This is a genomic window from Pseudomonas japonica, from assembly GCF_900188455.1.
Taxonomy (GTDB): domain Bacteria; phylum Pseudomonadota; class Gammaproteobacteria; order Pseudomonadales; family Pseudomonadaceae; genus Aquipseudomonas; species Aquipseudomonas japonica.
In genome coordinates this window covers 93545-108827 of record NZ_FZOL01000020.1, presented here as the reverse complement: position 1 = coordinate 108827, position 15283 = coordinate 93545, and the positions used below count along the sequence as shown (strand labels likewise).

General features: G+C 66.5%; 14 protein-coding genes and 1 pseudogene. 5 read left to right on the top strand and 10 right to left on the bottom strand.

From position 1 onward, the window contains the following. Window positions 1-25: 25 nt before the first annotated feature. Both CHB99_RS21980 and CHB99_RS21975 read left to right on the top strand, forming a co-directional pair. Window positions 26-496 carry a prepilin peptidase gene (locus CHB99_RS21980; protein WP_042130540.1) on the top strand — a complete coding sequence of 157 codons (471 nt, stop codon included), beginning with the start codon at window positions 26-28 and terminating at the stop codon, window positions 494-496. 144 nt (window positions 497-640) lie between these two features. Beyond that, window positions 641-1417, top strand: a complete 777-nt coding sequence (locus tag CHB99_RS21975) for a response regulator transcription factor (RefSeq protein WP_089266631.1) — start codon at window positions 641-643, stop codon at window positions 1415-1417. A 342-nt stretch (window positions 1418-1759) separates the two neighbouring features. Here the strand turns inward: CHB99_RS21975 and CHB99_RS21970 are convergent, their stop codons facing one another. The 8 genes from CHB99_RS21970 to cpaB are packed head-to-tail and all read right to left on the bottom strand — an operon-like array spanning window position 1760 to window position 9157. Next, on the bottom strand, window positions 1760-2041 hold the full coding sequence (locus tag CHB99_RS21970; RefSeq protein WP_042130111.1) for a DUF3613 domain-containing protein: 282 nt from the start codon (window positions 2039-2041) through the stop codon (window positions 1760-1762). Further along, window positions 2038-2721 (bottom strand): tetratricopeptide repeat protein, encoded by a 684-nt coding sequence (locus CHB99_RS21965; RefSeq protein WP_042130112.1) that lies wholly within the window; start codon window positions 2719-2721, stop codon window positions 2038-2040. The genes CHB99_RS21970 and CHB99_RS21965 overlap by 4 nt, the downstream gene beginning before the upstream one ends. Window positions 2722-2735: 14 nt before the next feature. Next, entirely contained in the window at window positions 2736-3620 is an 885-nt protein-coding gene (locus CHB99_RS21960; protein ID WP_042130114.1) for a type II secretion system F family protein, read from the bottom strand. A gap of 1 nt (window position 3621) precedes the next feature. Next, on the bottom strand, window positions 3622-4503 hold the full coding sequence (locus CHB99_RS21955; RefSeq protein WP_042130115.1) for a type II secretion system F family protein: 882 nt from the start codon (window positions 4501-4503) through the stop codon (window positions 3622-3624). Continuing rightward, window positions 4500-5768, bottom strand: coding sequence for a TadA family conjugal transfer-associated ATPase (locus tag CHB99_RS21950; protein WP_042130117.1), 1269 nt, complete (start codon window positions 5766-5768; stop codon window positions 4500-4502). Before CHB99_RS21950 ends, CHB99_RS21955 begins: the two co-directional genes overlap by 4 nt. Next, window positions 5758-6957 carry a CpaE/TadZ family protein gene (locus tag CHB99_RS21945; protein ID WP_042130119.1) on the bottom strand — a complete coding sequence of 400 codons (1200 nt, stop codon included), beginning with the start codon at window positions 6955-6957 and terminating at the stop codon, window positions 5758-5760. The genes CHB99_RS21950 and CHB99_RS21945 overlap by 11 nt, the downstream gene beginning before the upstream one ends. Further along, window positions 6954-8204, bottom strand: coding sequence for a type II and III secretion system protein family protein (locus CHB99_RS21940; RefSeq protein ID WP_042130120.1), 1251 nt, complete (start codon window positions 8202-8204; stop codon window positions 6954-6956). Before CHB99_RS21940 ends, CHB99_RS21945 begins: the two co-directional genes overlap by 4 nt. Window positions 8205-8224: 20 nt before the next feature. Then, window positions 8225-9157 carry a Flp pilus assembly protein CpaB gene (cpaB, locus tag CHB99_RS21935; protein ID WP_042130122.1) on the bottom strand — a complete coding sequence of 311 codons (933 nt, stop codon included), beginning with the start codon at window positions 9155-9157 and terminating at the stop codon, window positions 8225-8227. Window positions 9158-9478: 321 nt separating this feature from the next. Between cpaB and CHB99_RS21930 the strand changes: the two genes are divergently transcribed. Next, the gene (locus CHB99_RS21930; protein ID WP_042130124.1) at window positions 9479-9727 is read left to right on the top strand and encodes a Flp family type IVb pilin; all 249 of its coding nucleotides are present in this window, start codon (window positions 9479-9481) and stop codon (window positions 9725-9727) included. 70 nt (window positions 9728-9797) lie between these two features. After that, window positions 9798-10214 carry a response regulator gene (locus CHB99_RS21925; protein ID WP_042130126.1) on the top strand — a complete coding sequence of 139 codons (417 nt, stop codon included), beginning with the start codon at window positions 9798-9800 and terminating at the stop codon, window positions 10212-10214. A 69-nt stretch (window positions 10215-10283) separates the two neighbouring features. On the opposite strand, the gene CHB99_RS21920 is transcribed toward CHB99_RS21925, so the two are convergent. Together CHB99_RS21920 and CHB99_RS30675 are read right to left on the bottom strand one after the other, a co-directional pair. After that, window positions 10284-11954 carry a ShlB/FhaC/HecB family hemolysin secretion/activation protein gene (locus tag CHB99_RS21920; RefSeq protein WP_042130129.1) on the bottom strand — a complete coding sequence of 557 codons (1671 nt, stop codon included), beginning with the start codon at window positions 11952-11954 and terminating at the stop codon, window positions 10284-10286. 600 nt (window positions 11955-12554) lie between these two features. Then, a pseudogene (locus CHB99_RS30675) lies at window positions 12555-14540 on the bottom strand (collagen-like triple helix repeat-containing protein); the annotation flags it as partial. Between the two features lie 291 nt (window positions 14541-14831). Between CHB99_RS30675 and CHB99_RS21910 the strand changes: the two are divergent. After that, window positions 14832-15281: a DMT family transporter gene (locus CHB99_RS21910; RefSeq protein WP_042130131.1), complete on the top strand. Its 450-nt coding sequence runs from the start codon at window positions 14832-14834 to the stop codon at window positions 15279-15281. Window positions 15282-15283: the final 2 nt, after the last annotated feature.

The following is a 15283-nucleotide window of genomic DNA, read 5'->3' as shown; positions in this document are numbered from 1 at the left end:
CAGACCAAGGGATGGCATTTCGCCAATGCAAAGTCTCGTCCTGCTGTTGTGGCTCGCTCTGTGTGCCGAACAGGATGTCCGTGAACGGCAGATCGCCAACACCCTGACCCTTGGCGCAGCCACCTTCGCCCTGGTCTACCTGTTTCTCACCGGCCACACCTGGATCGGTGCCGAACCGGCGGATGCCGCGCTGGCGCTGGCCCTGGTGATGCTACTAACGCTTCCCGGCTATATCCTCGGCCGGCTGGGCGCCGGTGACGTGAAACTGCTGGGGGCCCTGGCCCTGGCAACCGACCAGTGGTATCTGCTGGGCACATTCATCGGGGCCGGCCTGACCCTGCTGGCCTGGTTGCTCGGCCGGCGCTGGCTGTGGTCCCTGCTCAATCAAAAGCTTAGGAAGCGTGTGCTGGCCCTGCGCGAGGAAATGGCCAGCCGCCAACCGTTCGCGCCGTTCCTGCTTGGCGGCTTCCTGCTGGCAATTCTATGGCTCCATTAGTCGCCTCGAACCCCCAACCCTGTAGTCACTCCTTGTAAATAGTTGAAAGGAGCGACTACTTTTTAGCTAGTGCCCCACCGTGACCCGGGACCGCTCCTTGGCAGCATTCAGGGAGGGCACGTCAGCAGGGAGTCGCGTGTGAACATGCCAGCCAGCCAAGTGAAAGTCCTGGTCGTCGATGACCAGCCGTTGATCGTCGAAGAACTTTGCGAATTTCTCGAAAGCAGCGGTTACCGCTGCATTCCATGCCATTCTAGCGTCAACGCCATCGAGCGCTTCAGTGCCGATCCGGCGATCGGCCTGGTGGTGTGCGATCTGCACATGCCCGAGTACGACGGCATCGAGCTGGTCAAGGCACTGAAGGCCGTCGCCGGCCCCGAGCGCATCTTCGAGGCCATCATGCTCACCGGGCGCGCCGACAAGCAGGACGTCATCAAGGCCCTGCGCGAGGGTTTCGCCGACTACTACCAGAAGCCGGTGGACCTGGAAGAGCTGCTCGAAGGCCTCAAGCGCCAGGAAACCGCCCTGCTCGCGCGGCACAAGGACTTCCACCAACTGGGCCACCTGAACCAGAAGCTCAAGTGCCTGGCCGAGTCCATCGACGGCCTCTACCAGGACCTCGACAAGGCTCGCGCCCAGGTACCGCCCAAGGCCGAGGACAACGAGGAAGGCGAACAGGACAGCGATGCCGTACCGACCATCTTCGCCCCGCTGTCGCCGCGCCAGCTCGACGTCGCGCGCCTGGTCGGCCAGGGCAAGACCAACTACCAGATCGCCTGTGAACTGGGCATCACCGAGAACACGGTGAAGCTGTATGTGTCGCAGGTACTGCGCCTGACCCACATGCACAACCGCACGCAGCTGGCGCTGGCCTTGTCGCCGGGCAGCTCGGCGTTGCGCCAGCGGGTGACGGAGCATTGAGTTGCGGAACCTGAAGGGCTCGCCGTGATGGATGCATCGCCCTCGAGATCGAGCGCCGCCCGCGCGGCGCATCGCGAGCGCGCTCGCTCCTACATTTGTTGCAACGTACCTATGTCTGACAGGCCATGGTTGTCCGCCTTGTTGGTACGACACGATATCGAGTCGTACCCAACAGCTTCCCCACGATGAATCGCCAGGCACCAAAGGCTGGCAACGCCGCTCTCACAGGCCATGGTACGTTGCAAAAAATGTAGGAGCGAGCGCGCTCGCGATGCGCCGCGCGGGCGGCGCCCGATCTCAAGGGCACCGCAAAGCCCAAGACAGGCACCAGCACCACCAGATCTACTGCCCCCCCGATCCCCCGGAACTCCCCGAACTCATCTTGTCCCACTTGAAAACCTCGGGAATCTTGTAGTCATACGCCTTCAGCCAGCGCTCCGTGCTCTTGTCGTACTCCCGCGGCGTGGCGTTCTGCGGCTTGTCCGATGCATGCAGGCCGCGGGACTGCAGTTGCAGCCAGGTTTCGGTGGTCAGCTGGGCCTTGGACGACGGACCGGGCGGCATCGCCGAGGCGCCCAGGGGCGCACTGGCCAGCAGCATCAGGGCAAGGATGCGAACGTTCATGACGGCCTCCGGGGCGGCTGCTCGCCGCCGGGTTTGAGTTGCTCGGCACGGGCCTGGGCTTCGTTGAACTGCGCCGCGCTCAGGCCAAGACGGCTGACCAGGTCGGCAGCCTGCTGCCACTTGTCCTGATACAGCAGCAGGGTCACCAGGTTGACCGCCGCCAGGCGGTCGCTGTCCTTCAGTTCGATGGCGGTGAGAAACTCGAAACGGGCTTTCTCCAGGTCACCCAGGTTGAGGTAGACCACCCCCAGGTCGTTGCGGATCCTCTCGTCGGTGGGCGCCAGCCGCGCGGCACGCATCAGGTGCTGGCGGGCCTGGACATTGTCGCCGCGCGCGACCGCCAACTGCCCCAGGCCGTGTTCCGCCTCCGCGCCCACGCAACTGCCCAGCAGGCTGCGATACAACGGCTCGGCCTCGCTGCTGCCCAGCAGGCGCAGGATCTTGGCCTTGCGCACACGCACCTGGATCAGGTCACCCGGCATCTCTTCCAGGTGCGCCAGGCTGGCATGGGGGCGGCCGTCGCCGAGCATCTGGTCGGCCATGCTCAACGCCAGCTCCTGGGACGCATCCGGTTTCACGCAACTCGCCGTATTGCCCTGCAGGGCCAACCACGGCGCGCCGTTCTGCCCGGCACAGCCGCTCAGCAGGAGCACGGCGACCATCAATCCAGCGACTTTCATGCAGCACTCCCCTTTCAGGATCCGAAGGCCCGCGCCAGGGCACTGAGCCCCGGGCCGGCGAGGACGATCAACAAGGCGGGAAAGAGAAAGACCATCATGACGATGGACATCTTCCCGGACATTTTCGAAATCCGTTCCTGCAGGCGGGTCAGGCGCCGATCGTCGAGCAGTTGCTTGAGCGCCAGCAGCGACTTCATCGCGCCGCCGCCCTGGGTGAGCAATTGCTGGAGGATCACGCAGGTGTCGTTGAACTCGTCCACCGACAGCAGTTTCGCCGTCTGCTCCAGTTCCGGCGCCAGGGCCAGGCCGGAGTCGACACGGTGCAGGATCAAACGCAACTCCGCGCTCAGCACCGGCAGCAACTGTCGTCCGTCGGTACTGAGAATGCGCAGGCTCTGTTCCACCGCCAGCCCCGAGTCGAAGAGGATGCGCAGCAGCGGAATGAAGCTGATGACTTCTTCGGCGACCTGACGCTGCCGGTGCGCCGCCGACCAGGCAAGGATGCGCTTGGGCAGCAGGTAACCCAGGCCCAGGCCGAACAGTGGCCACACCCAGGGCATGCCACTGTCCGGGTAGAACAGCTGCTGCACCAGCAGCGCGCTGCCCAGCGCGAGCAACGGCACGCCGATCTGCAAGGCGGCGAACAGCGAGCGCTGGCGGGTCCGGCGCCAGCCGATACGGTCCAGCAGCATGCGGGTTTCGCTGTCCAGGGTCAGCGAGCGCTGGGCCAGCGGGCTGCGGCCCAGGCGCTGCAACCAGCCATCCTGCTCCGCTTCTTCCAGCGGCCGGCCTTGCAAGCGCAGGGCCACCAGGCGCTCGCGACGATGCTGGCGGGCCAGCACGCTCACCAGCAGGACGAACGTCAGGAAGAACAGCGTGGCGCTGATCAGCAAGGCCATCTCAGATACTCCGCAGCATGCGCCACAGCGCCAGGCAGCCAAGCACCTGCAGCGCGAAGGCGGCCAGCAGCATCGAGCGGCCGTCCGCGTTGTTCCACATCGACAGCAGGTAGTCGGGGTTGACCAGCAGGAAGTAGCCGGCCATGGCCACCGGCAACAACGCCAGCACGCCCGCGGTCATCCGCGTCTCGCCCGTCAGCGCGCGCAACTGGCGCGCGCCCTGCTCGCGCTCGCGGATCAGCTTGACCAGATTCTCCAGCAGCTCGCTGGCATTGCCGCCGTAGCGGTGATTGATGCGCAAGCCCAGGGCCAGCACGCGGAACTCGTCCTGGTCGTAGAGCTCGGCGAAGTCCTGCAGGGCTTCATCCAGGCTCACGCCCATCTGCACGTTGCGCTGGACCCGCTGCATGGCGCTGCGCAGCGGGTCGGCGGAGACATCCACCGCGCCCAGCACGGCGTCGCTCAGGGTGCGCCCGGCCTTCAGGCTGCGCACCGCATGGTCGAGCAGGGTCGGCAGTTGTTCGATCATGCGCCGCAGGCGTCGGTGATAGCGCCAGCTCATGTACAGGCGCCAGAGCGTCGGGCAGAGCAGCGTCGTCAGCGCCGCCCCCGGCCATCCCGCCAGCATCCCGGCCAGGGCGATAGACAGCAGCCAGGCCGAGCCCCAAAGCATGAACCGGTCGGCCCGGCGATCGAACCCCGCGCGCAACAGCAGCAACTCCAGCCAGCCCCGCGCCGGCGCTTCGACCAGCACCGGCTCGGGCAACTGGCCGAGACGCTGCAGGGTGCGCTCCGCGGCGGACTTGCGCACGCCGCTGTAGAACAGGCCGACGGACGCGGCCAGCAGCGCCAGGCCGAACAGTCCGAGGACCACGGCGATCACGGCGCCGGCTCCAGCGCATCGCGGCGCAGCTTGTCGCCGGCGGGATTGACCGCCTCGCGGAGGAAGCCGCCACCGGCACGGCGATCGAAACGAAACAGGGTATTGGTGACATAGACATCGTCGCGAATGCCGACCACCTCCAGCACTTCGCTGATGCAGCGCCGGCCATCGGGCAGGCGGGTCAGCTGGATGACCACGTCGAGGGCGGCGCAGATCATCTGCCGCAGGGTCTTCTCCGCCACCTGGCGCCCGGTCAGGCCGACCAGGGTCTCCAGGCGCAGCAGCGCGTCCTGGGCGGTGTTGGCGTGGACGGTGCTCATCGAGCCGTCATGGCCGGTGTTCATCGCCGTGAGCACGTCGATCACCTCGACCCCGCGAATCTCGCCGAGCAGGATGCGGTCGGGACGCATGCGCAGGGCGTTGCGGATCAGCTCACTGGCCTTGACCTCGCCATGCCCCTCGGCGTTCGGCGGCCGGGTCTCCAGGCGCACCACATGGGGATGATCCAGTTGCAGCTCGGCGACGTCCTCGATGGTCACCAGGCGCTCCAGGGGGCTGATCAACTGGCTGAGAATGTTCAGCAGGGTGGTCTTGCCGGTGCCGGTGCCGCCGCTGACCAGAATGTTGCAGCGCTTGCTCACCGCCAGCTCGAAAAACGCCAGGATGGTCGGGTCGATGGCCCGGCTGGCGAGCAGGTCGACGCTCTTGAGCATGTCCTTGCGGAACTTGCGGATCGACAGGCAGGGCCCGTCCAGGGCCACCGGTGGAATGATCGCGTTGACCCGGCTGCCGTCGGGCAGGCGCGCGTCGACCATCGGCGACGACTCGTCCAGGCGCCGGCCCAGCGGCGCGAGGATGCGCTGCATGACCCGCTCGACATGGTGCGCGTCGATGAAGCGCAGGTCGGTCTGGTGCAGCACCCCGGCGCGCTCGACGAACACCCGGAACGGCCCGTTGACCAGGATCTCGGTGACACTGCTGTCGCGCAGCAACACTTCCAGCGGGCCGAAACCGGTGAGCTCGTCCACCAGTTCCTCGGCCATGCGCTCCATTTCATAGCGCGACAGCGCCAGGTGCAGGCGGGCGATGTACTCGCCGACGTGCTCGACGACGAACTGCGCCAGCGCCGGACGCGAGCCTTCCAGCAGGTTGCGTCCGGAGTCTTCGATGGCGTCGATGATGTAGCGGTGCAGCGCGCGCTTGAGCGCCTGCGGATCGGCCGCGAGGTTGTGCCGGGGGCCGCCGAACAGCTCGTCACTGCTCATGCTTGTGTCCCCAGAGCCGGCTGAGCCAGTTGTCGGGTTTGGGCTTGAGGTTTTCCGAGCGCCGCGCCAGCCGTTCGCCCAGCGCCTTGAGGCCCTGGGTGAGATGGTCGCGCGGTGCCAGTTCGAACAGGCTCAGGCCCTGGTTGCGCGAGTTCAGACGCACCTCCGCGCTGGCCGGCAGCTCGGTCAGCAGCGGCAGGGCGAAGCGTTTGCCGAGGGCGTCGGCATCGGGGATCACGCTGCGCAGGTAGCGATCCACCAGCAGCTTGGCGTGCTCCAGGTTCATGCCCTTCTCACGCCAGGTATTCAGCACCTCGAGGTTGCGCCGGCATTCGATGACGTTCTGGTCGGTGTACCAGATCAGCTTGTCGCAATGGCTGACGAAGGTCCGCAGGGCCTCGCAATCGGCCTGCCCGGTGAGGTTCACGACGATGTGCTGGAAATGCTGACGCAAGGCGCTGAGCAGCATGTACAGCTCGGCGGCGCTGGTGCGCTCCAGCGGTTCGTCGCCGGGGGCATAGGCCAGCAGGCGCAGACCGCTGCCTTCGCGGGCGAAGGCGCTGTCGATCAGGGTGCTGTCGAGGCGCCGCAGATGGCGCAGGGCATCGCCGAAGTGGAACGACGCCTCGACACCGAGCAGCGCCAGGCTGTCGCCCCGCGGCAGACCGAGATCGAGCAGCAGGGTCTGCTGGCCGCTCTTCTGCACCACCTGGCCGAGATGCACGGTGAGCAGCGCGCCATCGGAACCGCACTGGGTGCCGTAGAGCACGGTGAGGCCGCCCAGATGCGGGTTGGCGGTGACCGGTGGCAGGCGCTTGCTGAGGCGCCGGACCAACCCGGCGACCTCGCTGGCGCGCGAGCCGTAGGCGACGAAGTCGCGCGCGCCGGCGCGCATGGCATTGAGCACCAGTTGGTTGTCCATGCCGTCGCCGAGGGCGACGATCGCCAGCATCGGCTTGGCCTCCAGCACCCCCTCGATCAGGGCGCACTGGTTGACCACATGCTCGCGATCGAGGCCGACGAACACCAGGTTGGCGAAGGTTACGTCGATCAGCGCAAGCAGTTCGTCGAGGCTGCCGCTGCCGGCACCGACCACTTGCCCCAGCGGCGTAAGCGCGGACTGCAGCCATTGCAGATCGCTCTCGTTGCGGGTAATGGCCAGGAAGGTCTGGCTCAGGCTTTCGCTCATCGGGATAACCCACTGCGACGGTCAAAGTCGCCGTTTTCCAGGAAGAACAGACGCCCCCAGCTCGGGTCGTAGTTGCGCAGTTGCTCGCCGGGCAGTTCGGGCAGTTGCGCATTGGCCGCCAGCGGCCGGACCAGGTGCGGGGTGACGACCATCAGCAGTTCGGTTTCTTCGCGCTGCAGCGTCGAGTCGCGGAACAGCGCGCCGATGACCGGCAGATTGCCCAGCCCCGGGAACTTGTTCACGCCGGAGCGGTTCGAGGTGTTGATCAGGCCGCTGATGATGAAGCTCTCGCCATCGGCCAGGGAGATGCTGGTATCGGTGCGTCGGACTTTCAGGCCCGGCACCGTGGTGCCGGCGATCTGCACGCCATTGGTGTAGTCCAGCTCACTGACTTCGGGAGCGACCTTGATATTGATGCGATCGCGGCTGATCACCGTGGGCGACAGGGCCAGGCGCACGCCGAACTCCTTGTACTCGATCGACAGGCTGTCGCTGCCCGAGCTGGGTACCGGGATGGGAATCTCGCCGCCGGCGAGGAAACTCGCGGTCATGCCGCTGAGCACCACCAGGCTGGGACGCGCCAGGGTGTAGGCGAAGCCGGTGGTTTCCAGGGCATTGATGGCGGCGAGAAAACGACTGCTGCCGCCGCCCCAGACGATGTTGAACACGTCGTTGTCGAGCGGGATCAGTGGCTTGGCATTGGGCACGCTGCCCGGTGTCACCGTGGTCAGCGGCACCGTGCCGGGCGAGCCGATCAGCGAATTGTTCGAGCCCTTGAAGAACAGGCGCGCGCCGGCTTCCTTGAGCTTGGTCCGGCTGACCTCGACGAAGCGGATATCCGCCTGGATCTGGTTGGGCAACTCCCCGTCCATCGACGGCGGCAGCGCGGTCGAGGCCAGGTCCGCCGCGGCCCGGCCACGCACGAACACCATCGTCTGCCGTGGTCCGCTGGCACAGTTGGTCCACAGGCTCAGGCTGGTGGCCCCCGCGCCCATGGCGGTGATCAGGACCGCATCGTTGCCCAGCGGGTGCACATCGGCGACGCGCGGATCGCCCACCGCCGCGCGGCTGATCTTCACCGGCAGGCGGACTTCCTGCTGCAGTCCCTGGTCGATTTCCAGGGTCGCCGGCACCTGCGGCAGCGCGGCGCAGCCACTGCTGGCGGCCTGCGCCTGGAGCAGCGGCAGCAAGGCCAGCAGCGAGGCGAGCAGCGTGGAGGAAGTAATCCGCGAGGAACGGCTGGTCATCGAAGGGCTTCCTTGCTGATTCAGTGAGGGGGCTCGGCGGTCTGCGCGCCGCGAATGATCTCGATGCCACGGGGGGCTGCTGGCGCTCCGGCAACCCGCGTCGACGCCGGCGAGGCCATGGCCAGCTGGTTGAAGCGGTACAGCTGGCGATTGGTCTGCTCGACGACCGCGGCACTGGCCTTGGGGTCCGCCCAGTAGCGGGCCAGGTGCTTCTCCTCGGCACTGCGCACCGCCAGGCGCAGGCTGCCGGCCTGGGCGGCGAGGGTCAGGCGGCTGGCGAGTGCCTCGGGCACCGCCAGCACCACGGTACGCGGCAGCGCGCGGCGTTGTTCGGCACGCACCTTGGGATCGGGATCGACGGGCTCGGCGGGACGGCCGTCGTTGCCCAGGCCCATCTGCTGGCCGACCACCAGCAGGCGCAGGGCCGGCACTATCACCTGGACACTGGCCTGGGGGTTGTCCTGTTCGTTGCGCAGGTAGAGCAGCACATCGACATAGTCGCCCGGCCGCAGATGCCCGCCGGCGGCACTGACCTCGTCGACCCCGAGGGTCAGCGCCAGTTCGCCCGGCTGGATCATCCGTGCCAGCGGGCCGCCGGCGTCGAAGCTGCGCTCGTCCAGCCAGGTACCGGCGGGCAGGTCGCGCCACAGGCTGCGCCCGGCTACCTGATCGAGGGTCTGGAAGCTGCCGGCCGGCGCCACCCGCAGGCGCTCCACGGCGAGGTCATCGTTCTGCAGCGCGACATTGGCGGCGACATCCCGGCGCAGCACCACCACCGGTTGGCGCAGCTCGTCCTCGGCGGTGTCGACGACCTGGGTCACCGGCGGTGCTGCCGGTGTCGGCTGGAGAGCCGGAGGTTCGGGTTGCTTGCTCAGGGCCAGGCCCCAGTAACCGGCAATGATGGCCCCCAACAGAAACAGTCCCGCAAGAACCAAGGTGATGCGACTGCTCATGTCTGGCCCCTCCCTTGCCGCTCATCCCCTTGGCCTGTGACGTCTTGTTGACAGGCTCACAAATACACAATTCGAAGTAACTATTTCGCTATTTGACGGTAGTCCAGCTAGGACAAAACGCCATTACCGAGCCAGGAAAATTTCTCTGTGACGGCCGTCACACTCGTAAAACAACAGCTTATTGACGGCGGTTTTTCATTATCACTTTCGAGTTAATGCTTTCTTACATTTGCTCAGGGGTTAACTCTTGACGATGCTCTGATGGCAAAGGGGTATCAGCGAGCCCCGTGTCACCCGCGCCGAGGCGCAAGGAGCAACATCATGCAAATGTCGAAAATCATGCAATCCATACGGAGATTCGCTCGGCGCACGGATGGCGCCTCCGGTATCGAATACGCGATCGTCGCCGCCATGGTGGCCGTAGTGATCGCAGGCTTCATGGGCGATATGAACAACGGCCTGAATAACGTCTTCAACCAGCTCAAAACCGCCCTGCCCGCCGCCTCTACCTCCACCGGTGGCAACAGCGGTGGTACCAGTGGCGGCACCAGCGGAGGCACCGGCGGCTGATCGCGGGCACAGGCCATGGGCCCCGCTTTACCCAGGAGTAAACGACGCCACTGCGTAACAGGACTGCGCCATGCGAGCTTCCCATCCGCGTCAACAGTTGCTGCTGGTGGATGATGAAGAGGAAGCGTTGCTGGAGCTGGCTGAACTGCTGGAGGGAGAGGGCTTTCGTTGCCACTGCGCGACGTCTGTGAAGCTCGCCCTTCAGCAGTTGACCCGGTATCCGGATATCGCCCTGGTCATTACCGACCTGAACATGCCGGAAGAGTCCGGCATCTCCCTGATCAAACGCCTGCGTATACATACCGCACGCCAGTATCTGCCGGTGATCGTCACCACCGGCCACGCCAATCTCGATGCCCTTGGCGAGTTGATGAAACTGGAAGTGCTGGATCTGTTCCGCAAGCCCATCTACCACACCCGCCTCCTGGAAACCCTGGGCAACCTGTTTCCGCTGGAGATGGCGTACAGCGAACAGGCGGTGCAATAGCACCGCCTGTGTGGTTTTCCTTCCTTTATTCACTCGTTCTGCCCCGTCACCCGCGGGGCTTGCCTGCGCCTACAGCTGATAACTGAAGCTCACGGTAAAGCGGGGGCGCCGGTTGAAGCTGTCGAGGGCGATGTCGGACATCGGTTTGGCCATCTCCAGCGAGATGTTGTAGTAGCGCGCATCGCCGAAACGCAGGCCCAGCGCCGCCGACGACAGCTTGGAATCGCGGACCTCCAGCTCGTTGAACCAGGTCCGCGCGGCGTCCAGCACCACGTACGGTTGCAGCAGCTTCACCCAGTCGCCGTCGCGCTTGAAGCTGTAGTTGACCTCGTAGGCCGCGCCCCAGCCCTTGTCGCCCGAGGCCTGGTCCACCGGATAGCCGCGGCCGAAGTTCTGCCCGCCGAACACCGCGCGCTCGCTGTCGGGCAAGTTGTCGTCGGTCCAGTACAGGGCAGCCGACGCCACACCCTGCCAGCTCTCGAAGAATCGGTCGCTCTGTACCCCCGAGAAGCGCAGGCGGAAGAAATCGAGGTCGTAGCCGGCATCGGTATTGGCGCCGAATCGATCGACACCCTGATACACCCCGGCACTGAGGATGCGCAGGCGGGTGTCGGTGGCCTTGCGCCAGTCGCCCTCGAAGGCGAACGCGCGGATATCGGTATTGGTGCTGACTTTCAGCGGAAAGCCGATCACCCGGTAATCGGTGGTGTCGTCCACCGCGTAGAAACGCGCCGACAGGCTCAGCCATTCATTGGGCGAGGCAATCAGCGGGTGGCTCAGGCCGATGGAGTAGCGATCGTTTTCCCGGTGCTGCTTGAGGTCGATGCCGTTCTGCAGGCGCACCACCGCGCTGGGATCGCTGCGATAGCGGGACGCCGACAGCAGCAACTGGGTGCCTTCGCTGTCGAGGCTCTGCGCGTAGTCGACACGGAAGTAATGCTCCTTGTCGTCGCCCGGCGGAAACAGCGCGCTGACGCTCAGTTGCTCGGCCACCGCGGTATGCGCGTTGCTGTTGGCACCGAACAGCGCCTGGAGGTCGTCGCGGCTGCTTTCGGTCAGGTTCATGGTGGTGGTGAAAGGTTTGCGCGACGCCTGCACCATCAGTTTGCTCGCGCCGTCGGTGGTGCCCGGCGGCGGCACCTGGGCCTGCAGGGTGAGGCCCGGCACGCGGCTCATCAACGAGGTGTAGCGTTCGAAGGTCTTGCGGGTCAGCGGGCGTTCGGCCTTGAGCTTGGCCACCAGCTTGTCCAGATAGCCCGAGACCCGGCCAATGTCGCCCTGCAACTCGTAGTCGTGGATATAGCCCTCGACCAGCACCACGCGCAGCCGGCCCTCGGCGAAGTCCTGGACCGGAAGGAAGGCGTAGGACAGCAGGTAGCCATCCGCCTGGTAGCGCTGGGTCAGACGCCGGGTGGCCTCGATCAGATCGCCCACCGTCACTTCGCGATCGATCAGGTCCTGATAGTTGTCGCGCAGCTCGCTCAGCGGGTAGATGGTGCCGCCCTCGATACGGATCTTGCGGATCAGCACCCGGGTATTCATCGTCAGTGGCTGAGGTTGGGTTGCGGCGGGAGACGGTACTTGCAACTGGGGAGTGGCCGGTCTGAAGGCGTCGGCGGGAAGGTTCGGAGCCGGCAGGTTGCGTTCGGTTTCGTTGCTGTTCAGATAGCTTGGGAGCGGCTCGGCCTGCAGCACACCAACCCAGGAAAGACTCACTAGCGCGACTGCCATCGATCGCATAGGGCACTCCATGTCCTGAAAAGTACGAGGGAACCAAGACGGTTCCCTCGTCAGACTCAAGCGTAGGTGTTGCCAGGAAAATCGTCTAACGCTGTGGGCTGGTTTTCACTGCCTGCCACCGAGCAGACCACCGGTCACGCCATTGAGCAGACCGCCGCCGCCCGTGGTTCCGCCTGTCGTGCTGCCGAGCGTGCCGGTCACGGTGTTCACCACACCACCCACCGCGCCACCGACACCGCCCGCGGTTCCGCCAGTCGCGCCGGCCACGGTGCTGGTCACGGTGTTCACCACACCGCCCAGCGCACCACCGGCGGCGCCCGTGGTTCCACCTGTCGTGCTGCTCAGGGTGCTGGTCACGGTATTCACCACACCACCCAGCGCGCCACCGACACCGCCCGTGGTTCCGCCAGTCGCGCCGCCCACGGTGCTGGTCACGGTGTTCACCACACCGCCCAGCGCACCACCGGCGCCGCCCGTGGTTCCGCCAGTCACGCCGCCCACGGTGCTGGTCACGGTATTCACCACGCCGCCCAGCGCACCGCCGACATCGCCCGTGGTTCCGCCAGTCGCGCCGCCCAGGGTGCCGGCCACGGTATTCACCACACCACCCAGCGTTCCACCGACACCGCCGGCGGCACCGCCAGTCGCACTGCCCAGGGTACTGGTCACGGCAGTCACCACACCGCCCAGGCCCGCGCCGACATCACCGCCCGACTGCCCGTTGACCAGACCACCGGCCTGCGCCACGGTCGCACCGACCGCACTGACCGTCGCGCCCACCTGATCGACGAGTGGATTACTCGTGGCACCGCCCACCTGGTTACCCAGGCTGCTGACCGCGCCCCCCACCTGATTGAGCAGACCGTTGACCGGTGCCCCCAGGCCAGTGGTCGCGCCCACCTGCTGAGTCACGCCGGCGACCGTGTTCACCACTGGCGTCAGCGTCGAGCCGACATTGCTGGCCAGGGCCGCGGCAGGTGCCGCCGCGCCGCTGCTGGCGACACCATTGCCACCGAGCACGGTGCCCAGCGAGGCCACGGTGTTGCCAAGGCCGCTGGTCGTGCTGCCCGCGGTGCTGACCACGCCATTGCTGCTGCCGGCATCGAGCCCGCTGCCGACCCCGGCCACCACGCCGCCGACGGTTTCCAGCAGGCCGGTGGAACCACCCGCGCTGCCATTGCCGACCAGGCCACCCGCGGTACCGGTGCCGCCACCGACACTGCTGACCAGTCCGCCCACCGCCGTGGTCACGGGGTTGCCATTACCCGCGCTGGTGACCGTGTCGCCGACCTTGTCGAGCGCGCCGCCGACGCTCTGTACCACCGAGTCGAGCGGAGTCCCCAGGCCGGTCTTGCTACCCAGGTTGGTAGTGGTGTTTTCCACCAGCGAAACCACGGGCACCAGCGCATTGCTCGCCTGCTGGCCAAGGCTGCCGAGGGCGCCGCTGGTGCTCTGGGCACTCAGGGTGTTGCCGAGCATGGTCACCGTCTGTCCGACCTGACCGACCAGACCGCCCACCAAGGGAACCTGTTCGATGGCCTGGCTGCCCGCCACGCCCTGGACACCGTTGCCCAGCGCCGCGACGCCCGCACCGACACCGGACAGCGTCGTGCCGATGGCGTTGCCCCCGGTACCCAGCTGGCCAAGGCCGCCGCTGAGACCCGCGCCGATGCGGTTGACGGCTTGTCCAGTGGAGCTGACCAGTCCGCCCGCGTTGGTGGCGCCAAGCACCGGCAGCGAGTTGACCACCGGGGCCAGGCCGCCCAGGCCGGTGCCCAGTCCGGACACGCCGGTACCCACCTGATCGACGACCTGACCGACGATCAGCGGATTGACGGTATTGCCGCCGCCCGCATTGCCGCCGCCGGTGCCGCCACCTGTACCACCTCCGGTGCCGCCGCCAGTGCCACCACCTGTTCCGCCTCCGGTGCCGCCGCCAGTGCCGCCCCCTGTGCCACCGCCTGTACCACCTCCGGTACCGCCGCCAGTGCCACCACCTGTTCCGCCTCCGGTGCCGCCGCCAGTGCCGCCTCCGGTGCCGCCATCACCACCGCCAGTGCCGCCCGTGCCGCCATCGCCGCCGCCGGTTCCGCCGCCGGTGCCACCCGTACCGCCATCGCCACCGCCGGTTCCGCCACCAGTGCCGCCTGTGCCACCGCCAGTTCCGCCGCCGGTGCCGCCAGTACCGCCATCGCCACCGCCAGTTCCGCCGCCGGTGCCGCCCGTACCGCCATCGCCACCGCCGGTTCCGCCGCCGGTGCCGCCAGTACCGCCATCGCCACCGCCGGTTCCGCCTCCAGTGCCGCCAGTACCGCCATCGCCACCACCGGTTCCGACGCCGGTGCCGCCAGTACCGCCATCGCCACCGCCCGTTCCACCTCCGGTGCCGCCGCCAGTGCCACCATCGCCACCGCCGGTTCCGCCTCCGCTACCGGCATCGCCGCCCCCCGCCCCGGCATCACTCGGGGAAGAGCCGTCCACCGAACTGTGATGACCACCACCACCGCTGCTGCATCCCGCAGACAGGGTCATGGCCATGACCATTGCCAATGCCGTACTTGCCTTGATCCACGCTTGAGTTTTCATGGCGACTCCATTGCTTTCGCTGCCGCTGCTTTTATGGATGCGGAGGTTTCCTGACAAAATCCCCCGCCTCGGTGCAGCTATCTCAGTCCGGCGCGCGTGGTGTAACAATTCTGAGATTGGTATTAACCCGATCTATACCTCCGTGATGGCAAAAAAAATCAAACCTGATCAATGAGTTGCGCTACAGCCAAGGGCCGGATAGTGGCACTTCGACTTTCGCGCTATAACCATTTGACGGGTATCTGACGCCGGCTCGCCGTATACTCCGCGCCTTTTTTTCAGGAGAAATCTATGACCACGCCCGCCTGGTGGCTGCTCTGCCTGCCCTTGATCGCCGGTGCCTTCCTGCCCTTGCAGGCCGGCATCAACGGCCAGTTGGCCAAGCAGGTATCCAGCGTGCTGGCCGCCGCGCTGATCTCGTTCGCCGTGGGTAGCGTGGCTTTGCTGGCGCTGGTCATGAGCCAGCGGGAAATGCCCGGCCTGGCGGCCCTCAAGGGGCTCACCTGGTGGCACTGGAGCGGTGGCCTGCTGGGCGCCTTCTTCATCACCACGGCGGCCTTCGCCGGCCCGCGAATCGGCGCGATGCTGTTCATGGCGCTGGTGCTCGCCGGACAACTGGCGATGGCCATGACCCTCGATCACTTCGGCTGGGCCGGCTTCAAGGAAGCGCCGGCGACCCTGGGCAAGATCGCCGGCCTGCTGCTGATCCTCGCCGGCGTGTGGATGATCCGGCGCTTCTGATC

Bases quoted from the DNA above. Each gene is read 5' to 3' on its own strand.
- CHB99_RS21980 (WP_042130540.1), top strand. From the start codon at position 26: ATGCAAAGTCTCGTCCTGCTGTTGTGGCTCGCTCTGTGTGCCGAACAG.
- CHB99_RS21975 (WP_089266631.1), top strand. From the start codon at position 641: ATGCCAGCCAGCCAAGTGAAAGTCCTGGTCGTCGATGACCAGCCGTTG.
- CHB99_RS21970 (WP_042130111.1), bottom strand. From the start codon at position 2,041: ATGAACGTTCGCATCCTTGCCCTGATGCTGCTGGCCAGTGCGCCCCTG.
- CHB99_RS21965 (WP_042130112.1), bottom strand. From the start codon at position 2,721: ATGAAAGTCGCTGGATTGATGGTCGCCGTGCTCCTGCTGAGCGGCTGT.
- CHB99_RS21960 (WP_042130114.1), bottom strand. From the start codon at position 3,620: ATGGCCTTGCTGATCAGCGCCACGCTGTTCTTCCTGACGTTCGTCCTG.
- CHB99_RS21950 (WP_042130117.1), bottom strand. From the start codon at position 5,768: ATGAGCAGTGACGAGCTGTTCGGCGGCCCCCGGCACAACCTCGCGGCC.
- CHB99_RS21945 (WP_042130119.1), bottom strand. From the start codon at position 6,957: ATGAGCGAAAGCCTGAGCCAGACCTTCCTGGCCATTACCCGCAACGAG.
- CHB99_RS21940 (WP_042130120.1), bottom strand. From the start codon at position 8,204: ATGACCAGCCGTTCCTCGCGGATTACTTCCTCCACGCTGCTCGCCTCG.
- cpaB (WP_042130122.1), bottom strand. From the start codon at position 9,157: ATGAGCAGTCGCATCACCTTGGTTCTTGCGGGACTGTTTCTGTTGGGG.
- CHB99_RS21930 (WP_042130124.1), top strand. From the start codon at position 9,479: ATGCAAATGTCGAAAATCATGCAATCCATACGGAGATTCGCTCGGCGC.
- CHB99_RS21925 (WP_042130126.1), top strand. From the start codon at position 9,798: ATGCGAGCTTCCCATCCGCGTCAACAGTTGCTGCTGGTGGATGATGAA.
- CHB99_RS21920 (WP_042130129.1), bottom strand. From the start codon at position 11,954: ATGCGATCGATGGCAGTCGCGCTAGTGAGTCTTTCCTGGGTTGGTGTG.
- CHB99_RS21910 (WP_042130131.1), top strand. From the start codon at position 14,832: ATGACCACGCCCGCCTGGTGGCTGCTCTGCCTGCCCTTGATCGCCGGT.